Source organism: Caldimonas sp. KR1-144, assembly GCF_049446155.1.
Lineage (GTDB): Bacteria > Pseudomonadota > Gammaproteobacteria > Burkholderiales > Burkholderiaceae_C > Rivibacter.
This window is the reverse complement of record NZ_JBMSEE010000001.1, coordinates 116741-128794: the sequence shown is the minus strand read 5'-3', so window position 1 is coordinate 128794 and position 12054 is coordinate 116741. Positions and strand designations below refer to the sequence as shown.

Below are 12054 nucleotides of genomic sequence, written 5' to 3'. Positions count from 1 at the left end.
GCATGCCCGACCGCCGAGCGGAGCGGCACGATGCCCGACCATGTCACGAAGATCCACATCGGCGAGCGACGGCTCGTCGGCGACCTGTGCCGCGTGCCGGGGGCGCGCGGCCTGGTCGTGTTTGCCCATGGCAGCGGCAGCAGCCGCCTGAGCGCGCGCAACCGGCGCGTCGCCCAGAGCCTGCAGCAGCGCGGCCTCGATACCTTGCTGTTCGACCTGCTGACGGAGCAAGAGGCGAGCGACCGCGCCAACGTGTTCGATATCGAGACGCTGGCCGCGCGGGTGATGGAAGCGCTGGACGAGCTACGGGATGCAGTGCCGAGCCGTCGCATTGGCCTGTTCGGCGCGAGCACGGGTGCAGCCGCAGCGTTGGTCGCCGCGGCGCGCCAGCCTGATCAGGTCTTCGCGGTGGTCTCGCGCGGCGGCAGGCCCGACCTCGCGCGCGCAGCGCTGCCGCAGGTGCAGGCGCCGACGCTGCTGATCGTCGGTGCCGCGGATGTCGGCGTGCTCGAACTCAACCGCGAAGCCTACGCGCTGATGCGCTGCGAGAAGCAGCTCGAGCTGGTGCCGCGCGCCACTCACTTGTTCGAAGAGGCCGGCGCGCTCGAAAGGGTGGGGCTGCTCGCCGGCGACTGGTTCGTGCGCCACCTCGGCGGGCCGGTATGAGGAGCTGGCCGAACATCGACGTCCGAGCCCCGTAAAGCAAAAAGCCCAACCGGTGAGGGTTGGGCTTTCGCTTGCCATTGCTGGCCAATTTTGGCTCCCCGACCTGGGCTCGAACCAGGGACCTACGGATTAACAGTCGAAGACCAGCGCTTGCTTGAGACTGGCGATCTCTCGTAAGGCCTTGATGCTACTTGGTTTTCGTCTTGCGCGGCTTCGACTGTGGTCGATTGGTTTCGACCTCCGTCTGTGGCAATTCTGTGGCAGCGTGGGTACCGACGTGGCTCTCGAGCCACTTGGCGATCAACCTCTGGGTTGATAGTTCATCCGCGGTTGGCGCGTGATCCGCAACCATAGCAACGCAAGCTGCATTGGGGACAGTGTCTGGTAGATCAACCTTCGGCGGGGGGAGGTCGTTCATGCCCAGCGCTTGTGCCTCAACCAGCGCGGCACTGCGGATGTTGACGGCAAGCTCGCCTAGGTGCTTGCCAACCACAGCGAACTCTGTCAAGTTCGCGTCGAACCCGAGTTCTGGGTCATCTTGCATATCGGGCAGCTTTGCGAAGCTTGTCGGCTCGATTGCAATGTCGTGCGAGTGCGCGTTCCTGATCGCGTCCTGCAAGTCCTGCAGTGCGAGGCTCGCCTGCAGCAGAAGCTTGGCGGCCGAAGAGCACTTTTTCGCAAGACCGTTCCGCTCGTCCGTTATTCGTTTGCTTGAGACCTCATAGCGAGCGCGCCATTCGTGGTCGTGCCGATCCAAGCTTGAGGCAGAGAACGTCTCGCCGCGTTCCATGCGAAGCAAGACATCATGCACAGGGTCTAGCGCTCGCCAGCCGCCAGCTACCAGTTGCAGATCAATGAGGTCGGCGGGGCCAAGCCAGCCGAATTTGATGGCGTCATGCGCCAACCGCGCCAATGTCCGAGGCGAGGCGGCCTTTCTTCCGTCGCGCCAGCGCCTCCAAGTTGTCCCAGTCTTCTTGGGCTTAGTGGCCTTCTTGTTGTCGAGCACGCCACCAACCGCGAGCTTCGACTCCAACTGGGTTGCACTCAGGCCTGACCTTGCCTCGATGAAGCGAGTGAGTACCTGCGTGGCCTGAAGCTGAGCGGTACTGATCGCGGCCTGCTTCGCGGTGTTGGCCATGTGGTTGGAAGGGCAATCGAGGCTTTAGAGATCGTCAGGAAGGGCGCACCCGGAATTGCCGCCGCAGGTCCGAATTGTCGGCTTTCGCGCGCAGAGCGAGTTCACCTGCACAGTGTCGCTCATGCCAACGCCCAAACAAAGCTCAGCTGACTGCGACGTGCTGAAGTGCCGCCTTGCCGCCTATCACGATGAGCAGGTGATCGGCGCCGAGGAGCTGGCCGCCATGCTGAACACGACGGCCGCCATGATCTATCGGCTCTCAGCCGTCCGAGAGGATTCGCTACCACCCCGGCTCCGAGTCTTCGGTCGGAAGCTTGCATGGCGCCTCGGGACATGCCGGGATTGGCTGCGTCAGCAGGACACAGGCGCCAAGCCGCCGCATGAGAGTGATGCCGCGCACCGCCGGCCGGGGCGACCAAGGCAGCCTGCTCGAGTCAGCTGAGACGCGGCGCGCTTCCTCAACAAGGGCGCGGCAGCGCCATTGCACCTACTTCCTATCAGCCTCGTTCGGACTCATGAAGCTCTATCAACAACACATTCCCGCCCTTCAGGCGATTGCCTTGCACTACCGGCGAGGCTATTGCCTCACGATTGGATTCACTACTGACGAAGAGAAGCTGGAACGCAAGGCCATCGAGTGGGCAGAAGCGTTCGGCACCCGGTTACCCGCGTGGAGGCGCCAGGATCGCAAGCAACGGGGCCTTCCGAACGCCGTGGCGGTGGCGGGGGGCGTTCTCGGCTACCCGGGCCGTCGTGAAGTCATCCTCATGGCGACGGCGGAGGCACTCAGCGCGCCCGCCATATCACCTTGGGCCAAGGAGAAGTGGACGGACCGGTATCCAACCTTCGGTCCCTACATCCTTTCCCGTGAGCCGCGCCCCGGGCGTGAGCCCGTGTGGACCTGGCGCCTCCAGGAGAGTGTCTATCAAGGGATCAGCAGGTACCTCATTTCGCTCGTGAAGCAGGGCAATGCGGGCGCCGTGCGCTTGGAAACGGAATCGTGGCTCGGAGCCTATGCCCTCTTCGGCGGAGTCCGGCGGCAGCTGCGTCGTTCGCTGATGGCTGCCCGCAAGCTCTGGAACGCATGTCACCAGAGCGCATGGCCTGGTGTCGACCCAGACGCTCTGCCGATGTTGATCGGCTTTCGAAAGGACACGTCGCCGTCGGACAAGGCCACGTCCGTCTCCACTCCAGTCCGCCAAACCGCAAAATCATGAAATCGTGATGAATATCAAGATCGAGAAGTACCGCCAAGACGTCAAGAATGAGCTGCTTCGCCTCGTCATCTATGGAGATGGTCGTACGCTTCGCGGCCTCGCGACTGGCACTCTGCCGATTTTCGGAAAGCGGGTCCCCGGCGATCAGGTTCTGCTTTTTTGCGCCCCTGAGAACTGGCCGGAACTGAGCCACGACTTGCTTGTCAACTTCGAAGTGTGCTTCTATGTGGAGCTCTTGTCATTCAACGACCAAGGCGCGATTGACTTCGTGTGTCAGCAAGCCAAGAACGGCAAGATGCTTTCGCATCCGACTTACTGGAAGTTGATGCGCCGGTTGTTCGGTGCTGAGTACGTGATCCGCAGCGTCACGGCCGCAAAGTGGCAGACCGAGGACCTGCGAGCGGCGCTGATGGACCGCGTGCGCATGGACGCTCGGGACACCCTGGACGAGGTCGCCGAAGTCTTGGCTCGGCCCTTCTATCCGTGGCGTGGTTTGACGCCGCGGTCGATGTCGCGTCGCGATTTCCTGGGCGAAGCCAAGGGTGCGCGTGTTTTCGATATTGGCCTCCTCCTGGAGACCGTCCACCAGAACGATGAAGCAAAGTTGCGCGAGCCCGTCACCGACTCCCAGTGGTAGCCGGACGGCGGCTAGCCGATCACGCACTGGCCAGCAAAAAGGCCGATCCTGCACTGCCGGCAAACGTCGCTGTCTACGGGCTCAGCTGGCCGGCATGTGCCGATCCTCGGATGGCCGGCTCATGCCGACCGATGACAGCTGCACGCTGGGGAGTTTCGCTGTCGTCCCGGCAGCAGGGCAAGGAATCCGTCGCCGACCGCGCGTCGAGGAAATCGCGTGCCGGCAGATCGCGTCGATGGCCGAGTGATCGAAGGGGCGCCGTGCCACGGGCTGCGCGACAATGGCGCATGGAACGTCGGATCCGCCACATCAGCCGCCCGGTCGAGCCGACCCGGCTGGGTGTTCTGCGCGCGCAATCTCTGAAGGCTAGGGTGAGGGCTCTTCGCACCCTCGGCGACCAGGGCAGCCACCCCCGTCACGCAGGCTTGGCCGTATGAGCGCCGCGATTGCCTACTTGGCGCTGGTTGCCTTCGCCATTCTCATGATGGTCTTCTACGTCTTCTCGCCCCAGATTGACCGGCTCATCACGTACCTTGAAAGCAAGGGCGTCCAGGACGAGGATATGGGATGACATCGCCTCGAAAGCGAAGCGCCACGACGCGACATGGCAGGCGATGCCGCAGTACTGTTGGTCATCGGCCGCTCGGCCAGTCCGCGTCGCGTCCAGTACTTTCGCGAGCCGGACGACGGCAGCACCTCGGCGGCCTCCGCTGCGCCATTGGCGGCGTAGGCCCGCAGACCTTTCAGGCTGGAGTTCGGGCCTCGGCGCCGGAGTAGTCGATGCCGACGTAGCGGGCGAAGCTGGGCTCGTGCATCGTCACGGAATAATCGGCCAGTCCAGAGCGTCGAGCGCGCTTTGTGGAATCGTGCTGTGCAGGTCGAAGGCACCCTGCAAGCGGGAGGCGACCCAGGCAGCGCCCGCGGCCGACAAGCGGACTGCGGCTCTGCGCTTCAGTGCGGACTTCGGATCGATCTGCGCTCCGCTCTTGGCAGCGCGCACCTGAGTCGACTCGAACGCTCCGGCTCCAAGCTCAGCCATCAGGTCTCTCAACGAAACGCCGTGGCTCAATGGCCCAGCCACAAACTCAGCATGGTGGACGCGCACGTAACGTGACCACTTCTCCTTGTACCGCCGCGCCGCGATGTCCTCCGGCGTCGCATCGTCCCGCCCAGGTACATGGCGCATGCCGATGGCGCGGCCGAAGATGCGCATGTCGGTCGGCTCCCGCGTCATGCGCGCTATGTACATGAGGTCGCCATCGTTCACGATGCGCGGCCGTTGCTTCGCCGGGTAGGCCAGTGCCCAGTGGCACCCGGCGCGCTTCACTTCCGCCAGAGTGTCGAAGGCAAGCGCCTCCCGGTCGTTGGCCGTGCCAAGGAACTTCACGAAGACATGCCCAGCCTCGGCGACGGCCACTGGTAGGGGACTCCGCGAAGGAGGCCCGGCCGTTGGCGTCAAGGCCGGTCCGGGCCCCGGGTCGGGTGCTAGCTGCGTTCCGAAGTCAGGAAGCGCCAAGCCCTCCGCGGGCCGGGCGCCCCGCGCCAAGTACTTTGTGACCGTGGCCTCCCAGTCGTCGAGTTGCTCGCGCGACAAGTTCGGTCCCGCGTGCGACCACAGCCGCTCGAAGTAGGCCGAGCACGAACCAATGTCCTCGGCGCTGTCCAAAACGGCTCCGAACTCCTCGTTGCGGTCCAGCGCAGCTGTCGTCAGATTGGCCGACGTGACGACGGCGCGGCTCTTCCCGAAGAGGTACAGCTTGGCGTGCAGGTGGCGGACACCGCGGACCTGGGCGCCGGCGTCGAGCAGGGCACGCAGAGCGTGGATGTCGCTGACGCCCGTGGCGAAGTCGGCCAGGTTGAAGCGTGTGATGACCCGGGTGGCTCGCGGTCTTTCAGCCAGCAGCCAGCATAGGGCGGCGTGCTTGATGAACGGACTGATGATGCGCGACTCGCTGGGGTCGGCCCTCAGGGCGGCGCTCAACTCGCCGCCCCATCTGCCATCAACGAGGCGCAGGGTCACGCGGCGGCCTCCATGACCTCCGCCGGCTCGAGGGCATGCCGGAGCAAGACATCGAGCAGGCGGGAGCGGTGTTCGGTGGCAGCGTTGAGACCGGCCTCCAACTGTTCGCAAAGGCCCATCAACCCCGCGACCTTGTTCACTACGCGCCGTTGTTCTTCGAGGTCAGGTACAAAGATCCGCGCACGGCCGATGTCCTCTGGAGCGATGTGTGGCGCAACGTTGGTGCTGACCGGTTGAACCTGCTCCTGGAAAAGCGAGCACTGCAGCCATAGCAGCAGATAGTCAGGTGACAAGCCTTCCGCAATCTCCAGGCGAGCGACACGCTGAACCAGTAGCGCCGGCAGATCGGACGGTTGTACTTGAGCGACCTTAGTCCCAGTTGCTATGAAGGGTCGATTCAGGGATAGCACAAGGTCGCCGGCGTTCAACATGAATCGCTCGTAGGCCCCGGTAAGCTCATAAGGTAGGAACGCTTGTTCGGCCCAGTTCACTCTGCCGTGTGCCACGTTCGCGTTCCTCAACAAGCGGACTCCAGTTGGGCCGAACCATTCGCTCTTGAAGGCGTAACCGCTTTGAAGCCGCACGTAGTCCCGAACATGGCAGGGAGCCTTCGGCCATCGCCCGCCATCAGAAAACCGCCCGAGTAGTGCCATGCGGCACACCGTGTCGCGCCAGGCACGCATCTGATCAGATCGCGCGGCGAGGGCCGGCAGGGCGGCGCGGGCGAATCGGGCGTCATCCTTGAACGTCTCGGTGTCGGGCGCGCTGAGGCGGGCCAGGTTCGCCGCGGTGAGCCGGTCGCGCGCCGCCTCGCGTTCCGTCCGCGCGGCGTCCAGCCGGTCGCAAAGCGCCATCAGTTCATCGACCTTGGCGACGATGCGATGCTGCTCGGCGAGCGGAGGGATGTGCACCACGTGGTTCAGAAATGGGCCGCGATTGATGTGGGTCATCACAAGGCCATGCGCGTGCACGCTCTCCGCCATCTCGCGAATGGCCCGCTTCAGGAGCAGAAGTAGGAACGAGTCGGTGGTCAGGCCTGCGGCCGGGATCACCCTGAAGATGTGTTGGTTCAGTACACCTGTTTCCCGCCGCCATCTGAACGCGTCAAGTGTGGCGGACCAAGACACGAGGATGTCACCGCTTCGCACAACGACCTCGTCGGGAAACTCGCCCTCAGCGTAGTTGAACTCGCGCGACTCGTCGGTCAAGTTCTGGATTCGGATGATGGGAAGGCCGGTTGGCTTCCAGTCTGCAGGCTTGAAAGCAAGGCCGTTGATGTAGAGACCCGTGTCGTTTACCCGGGCGGTAATCCAACCGTCGGGCAGGCTTGGTTCCAGCCGCTCGTCGGCGATTGGCTCACTCGGCGTGAAGCGCAATCGCCCAGTTCGGCGTGCCAACTCTGCAAGCTGGGCTCGCGCATCCGAAAGCGCGTCGGCTTGGCTGTCGTCGTTACGATTCTGTGGCACGAGCTTGCCGCGCATGGCGAGCTCAAGGACAAGCTCGCGCAGCCGTGGAACTGCATCTGGCGCATCGGCTACTCGATCGAAGTGCCGGAGCAATTCGTCGGCGTTCATCGCGTCAGCGCCTCTGCCAGCATCGTTTTCAACTGCTCGCGGAGCCTCGCTGTTTCCGCTTCGGCTGCATTCAGCGCCGCCAGCAGGTGCTCTGGGTCCCCGTGGTCATCGTCTTCCGCATGCGGGTTCTTAATGTCCAGGTTGTAGCCCCGCGCCTTCACCTCATCGGCAGTCACACGCCAGGCCTGTGGCGTGTCCACCCGGCCCGCACGCGCTGCGCCACCCCACCAGTCCACGCACCCCTGCAGGTGCTCCACGCGGATTGGTCTAGTCATCGAGTAAGCCTTCTGGCCCTCCGGCACTTGGTGCTCGTAGAACCAGATGTCCTGTGTTGGCGTGCCCTTCTCGAAGAACAGCAGGTTGGTGCCGATGCTGGCGTAAGGCCGGAACACGCTGTTGGGAAGGCGCACGATGGTGTGCAGGTTGCACTCGGCCAGCAGGTGCTCCTTCAGACGGGTCTTCACACCTTCGCCGAATAGGCTGCCGTCGGGTAGCACGATGGCGGCACGTCCGCCGGGCTTGAGCAAACGGATGAACAGGGCCAGAAACAGGTCGGCAGTCTCCCTGGTTCGGAAGTGCGATGGGAAGTTGCTCTCGATGCCGTCTTCCTCGCGTCCGCCGAAGGGCGGGTTGGTGAGGATGATGTCGACGCGGTCGCTCTGGCTGTAGCTCACGTAGGGGCGAGCCAAGGTGTTGTCGTGCCGCACGAAGCCGGGGTCTTCGATGCCATGCAGCAGCATGTTGGTGACGCACAGCATGTGCGGCAGAGGCTTCTTCTCTACCGCGCGCAGGCCGCGCTGCAGCGCCTGCTCATCCTCGGGCGTCTTCACGTAGCGGTCGCGCATGTGGCGCACGGCGCAGGTGAGGAAGCCGCCGGTGCCGCAGCTCGGGTCCAGCAGCGTTTCGCCCGGCCTCGGGTCGATTCGGTCGACCATGAAGGCCGTCAGCGCGCGCGGCGTGTAGTACTCGCCGGCGTTGCCGGCGCTCTGCAGGTCGTTGAGCAGTTGCTCGTAGATCTCGCCGAAGTGGCGGCGGTCGGCCAGGTCGTTGAAGTCCACGCCGTTGATCTTGTTGAGCACCTGGCGCATCAACTGGCCGGACTTCATGTAGTTGTAGGCGTCCTCAAACACGCCGCGCACCACGCGGGCCCGCGCCGCAGCGGAGCCGGATGTCGACAGTGCCTTCAGTGCCGGGAACAGCTCGCCGTTGACGAAAGCCAGCAGCGCATCACCGGTGATGCCTTCCGGGTCGGCCGCCCAGGTACGCCACTGCAGGTTGGTCGGGATGGGCGAGCGATAGCCGTCCTGCATCACCTCCAGCTGCTGGTCCTGGTCGTCGATGATCTTCAGGAAGAACATCCAGCACAGCTGCGACAGGCGCTGGGCGTCTCCGTCGACGCCGACGTCCTGGCGCATGGTGTCCTGGATGGATTTGATGATGGCTCTGGCTGACATGTTCTGGTTCTGAGTTCTCGGATCGGTGCCGGCGCGCCGAGGGCGCCGAGTTTGATTAGGCGGTTTCCTGGTACAGCGCCGCCTGCAGCTCGTGTACGGCCTGCTCGAAGCCGGCGCGATTGCCGAAAGGCTTGATCAACTGCAGCGGAGTGCCCATGGTGCTGAAGGGCGGGATCTCCAGCATCTTCACATTGTCCAGGCCGCCGACGATGCCTTCGTCCTGGTACTTGGTCAGCAACGCCTCCAACACGGCGCGGGCCTGCGGACCGTACTTGGTGAACACGTCGCGCTTCTTCACATTGTTGGCGCGCTCGCGGCGCGTCAGCGGCGGCTGGTCGAAGGCGATGTGGCATATGAGATCGAAGGGGTCGAGGTCCTTGCCGACCTCGTCCAGCAGCGGCTCGAGCAGCAACCCCTCGGCCGCCAGTTCCGCGATGATGGCTTCCTTGCGCTCGCTGGCGCGCCAACGCTTGAGGAACTGCTCCAGGCTGGCGAACTGCTGGCGGATCGCCTTGCGCGAGAAGTCGCGCAGCGACTCGGTGACGAGCTTGCCGCCGTCGTCCAGGTACTCCACGCGCTCGGCCAGCACCGTCACCGGCCGGCCGTGGATGTGGAACTTGGGCGGGGGTGGTGGGAGCGGGGGCAGCGGGCCGGGGCCTGGCGGGGGCGGGTCGACCAGGATGTCTTCGCCTTCGTCGTCTTCGGGCGTGTCTTCCCCGCCGCCCGGCGGGGTGGGCGGCTCGACGGGCGGTTCGGGGGGCAACGGCGGGTCGTGCTCGCCTGGTTCGTAGATCTGCACCGGGTCGCCGTCGAAGTCCGGGTCGGCGAAGTGCGCGGTGGCGCCGCGGAAGTCGACCAGGGTGAAGTAGTACTTCTGCGTGTCTTCGTGGATGCGCGTGCCGCGCCCGACGATCTGCTTGAACTCGGTCATCGAGCCAACGGCGCGATCCAGCACGATCAGCCGGCAGGTCTGGGCGTCCACGCCCGTAGAGAGCAGCCGTGAGGTCGTGACCAGTACCGGGTAGTCGGATTCCGGGTCGATGAAGTTGTCGAGTTGCTCAGTGCCGGCGGGATCGTCGCCGGTGATGCGCATCACGTAGCGCTCGTTCTTCAGCACCAGATCCTGGTTCTCGACGATCAGGGCCTGGCGCAGCCGCGAGGCGTGGTCGGTGTCCGTGCAGAAGACGATCGTCTTCTGCATGCGGTTGCCGCTCTGCTTGAGATAGTCGGTGATCCAGCGCGCCACCCGCTGCGTGCGCGTGTCGATGATCAGGCTGCGATCGAAGTCCTTGACGTTGTAGATGCGGTCGTCGATCAGGAGGCCGTGCTTGTCGGTCTCTTGAGCCTGTGGGCGCCAGCCATGCACGTCGACGTCGAGGTGAACACGGATCACCTTGTACGGCGCGAGGAAGCCGTCGCCGATGCCCTGGCGCAGCGAGTAGGTGTAGACCGGCGTGCCGAAGTAGTGGATGTTGGAGACGTACTCGGTCTCCTTCGGCGTGGCGGTCAGGCCGATCTGCGTGGCAGTGCGGAAGTGGTCGAGGATCTCTCGCCAGGCGGCGTCCTCAGCGGCGCTGCCGCGGTGGCACTCGTCGACGATGATGAGGTCGAAGAAGTCCGGCGAAAGCTCGCGGAAGAGCTTCTGCCGGTCGTCCGGGCCGGTGAGCGCCTGGTAGAGCCCGAGGTAGATCTCGTAGGCGGTGTCGATGCGGCGCTGCTTGTCGGCGCCGCTGCGGTCGACCGCGATCGTCAGCTCGGTCTTGCTGCCGTCGTCGCGTTCGATGGTCTTGGACTGGGTGCTGAGCTTGGCCATCTTCGCGCCGAAGGGGCGAAAGTCGTTGACCATCGTCTGGTCGACCAGGATGTTGCGGTCCGCCAGGAACAGCACGCGCTTCTGCCGGCCGGCGTGCCAGTTGGACTTCCACAGGCGCCAGATGATCTGGAATGCGGTGTAGGTCTTGCCGGTGCCGGTGGCCATGACCAGCAGCACGCGGTCGCGGCCCTTCGCGATGGCCTCCACCGCAGCGTTGATGGCGTTGCGCTGGTAGTAGCGCGGTTCCTTGCCGCTGCCATCGTCGTAATAGGGCTCGAGGACGATCGGCTCCTCAGCGGGGCCGATGCCCTTCCACTCGCGGTACTTCGCCCACAGCAGGTCCGGCGCCGGGAACTCGTGCATGCCTAGCTCGGCCTCGCCTTTGACGAGCAGGCCCGTGCGGTCATGGAGGATGAAACCCTTGCCGTTGCTGGCGAAGACGAACGGCACCTGCAGGGCGGTGGCGTAGTCCAGCGCCTGCTGCATGCCGTGGCCAGCCGGAAACTTCGAGCGCTTGGCCTCGATCAGGGCCAACGGGATATGCCGCCAGTAAAGGACGAAGTCGGCCTTCTTCGCCTTGCCCCGGGCCACCAGCCGGCCGCGCACGATGATGCGGCCCTTGGTGAACGACACTTGGCGGCGGATCTGCGTGGCCTCGTCCCACCCTGCGGTCACGATGGCCGGGGTGATGAACTTGACGCTGACGTCGTCTTCGCTGAGGTCTTCTTCCACGAGTTGCCTCCCTCAGGATGGGAGTATCCCTGAGGCGCACCTCGACGAGCACTGGGTTGGCCCGATACCCGGCGATCCGGGTGATGCATGTCGGGACCGGACTCCTGGGCTGACGGCACGGCCAGTGCGTCGCGAGCCTGAGCAGCTGTACGGCGGTTTCGGGGATCGATTGCAGAAGAGGTTCTGCAATCCCTTTCCGCAATCAATTCTGCAATCGGAACCGAGGCAGGGCCGAGTAGGCGCGTCGGACTGCAGGGCTGTTCCGGCTTCCAGAGGGCGAGCAAGGAAACGAGGCGAAGCAAGTGGATCACAACGTCGTAGCCTTGGTCGGCTACGACGTCAAATGAAGGTGGTGTGTATACGAGGAGTACACGAGCGTGTGAAGCATCCCCAGGTGCCAGGAGACACCAAGGTGACCGAGTTGCGGCAATCGCTCCCTGTCGGGCCGGCGGTCCGCCGATGCACGTTTCGCCCGTGCATCGGCGGGCCGCCAACCCGACACAGACACTCGATATCGCTCGGCGCGAAATGCGCCAGGGGGTTGCCAGCCCCTATGCCCGTGACCCGCCTGTCACGGGAATCTGCTTGTTGGCGCCGGATGCTGATAGTTCAGCATGTCCGGTGCGAGGGCGGTGTTCAGGACTAATCCGTCGATTGACGAGTAACCCCTGAACTCCAGCCCATGATCTTGGCGGACCATGTCCGTCCGGAGGCGTGCGAGCAGGAAACGGCGCGCGGGAGCAAATGCCCGCGTGTCCTGGTTGTAGCGAAAGGAGGTGAAAGCCCTCCCACGGGAGACGCAG

General features: G+C 64.5%; 9 protein-coding genes. 4 read left to right on the top strand and 5 right to left on the bottom strand.

Annotated features, from left to right (window positions below):
* The first annotated feature begins 30 nt into the window (after nt 1-30).
* On the top strand, nt 31-666 hold the full coding sequence (locus tag ACO2TI_RS00605) for a dienelactone hydrolase family protein (RefSeq protein WP_423281466.1): 636 nt from the start codon (nt 31-33) through the stop codon (nt 664-666).
* Between the two features lie 187 nt (nt 667-853).
* Here ACO2TI_RS00605 and ACO2TI_RS00600 read toward each other — a convergent pair whose 3' ends face one another.
* Nucleotides 854-1804, bottom strand: coding sequence for a hypothetical protein (locus ACO2TI_RS00600; protein ID WP_423281465.1), 951 nt, complete (start codon nt 1802-1804; stop codon nt 854-856).
* 515 nt (nt 1805-2319) lie between these two features.
* Between ACO2TI_RS00600 and ACO2TI_RS00595 the strand changes: the two genes are divergently transcribed.
* The 3 genes from ACO2TI_RS00595 to ACO2TI_RS00585 all read left to right on the top strand — a co-directional run bounded on the left by ACO2TI_RS00595 (nt 2320) and on the right by ACO2TI_RS00585 (nt 4229).
* Nucleotides 2320-3021: a hypothetical protein gene (locus ACO2TI_RS00595; protein WP_423281464.1), complete on the top strand. Its 702-nt coding sequence runs from the start codon at nt 2320-2322 to the stop codon at nt 3019-3021.
* Between the two features lie 7 nt (nt 3022-3028).
* Nucleotides 3029-3658 (top strand): hypothetical protein, encoded by a 630-nt coding sequence (locus ACO2TI_RS00590; protein WP_423281463.1) that lies wholly within the window; start codon nt 3029-3031, stop codon nt 3656-3658.
* Nucleotides 3659-4091: 433 nt separating this feature from the next.
* A complete protein-coding gene (locus ACO2TI_RS00585) occupies nt 4092-4229 on the top strand; it encodes a hypothetical protein (protein WP_423281462.1) in 138 nt (45 codons plus the stop codon).
* Between the two features lie 246 nt (nt 4230-4475).
* Here the strand turns inward: ACO2TI_RS00585 and ACO2TI_RS00580 are convergent, their stop codons facing one another.
* Genes ACO2TI_RS00580 through hsdR form a run of 4 tightly spaced genes read right to left on the bottom strand, consistent with a single transcriptional unit; the run spans nt 4476 to nt 11251 of the window.
* Nucleotides 4476-5678: a phospholipase D family protein gene (locus ACO2TI_RS00580; protein ID WP_423281461.1), complete on the bottom strand. Its 1203-nt coding sequence runs from the start codon at nt 5676-5678 to the stop codon at nt 4476-4478.
* Entirely contained in the window at nt 5675-7252 is a 1578-nt protein-coding gene (locus ACO2TI_RS00575) for a restriction endonuclease subunit S (RefSeq protein WP_423281460.1), read from the bottom strand. Before ACO2TI_RS00575 ends, ACO2TI_RS00580 begins: the two co-directional genes overlap by 4 nt.
* Entirely contained in the window at nt 7249-8706 is a 1458-nt protein-coding gene (locus ACO2TI_RS00570) for an N-6 DNA methylase (RefSeq protein WP_423281459.1), read from the bottom strand. Before ACO2TI_RS00570 ends, ACO2TI_RS00575 begins: the two co-directional genes overlap by 4 nt.
* A 55-nt stretch (nt 8707-8761) precedes the next feature.
* Nucleotides 8762-11251, bottom strand: coding sequence for an EcoAI/FtnUII family type I restriction enzme subunit R (gene hsdR, locus ACO2TI_RS00565; protein ID WP_423281458.1), 2490 nt, complete (start codon nt 11249-11251; stop codon nt 8762-8764).
* Nucleotides 11252-12054: the final 803 nt, after the last annotated feature.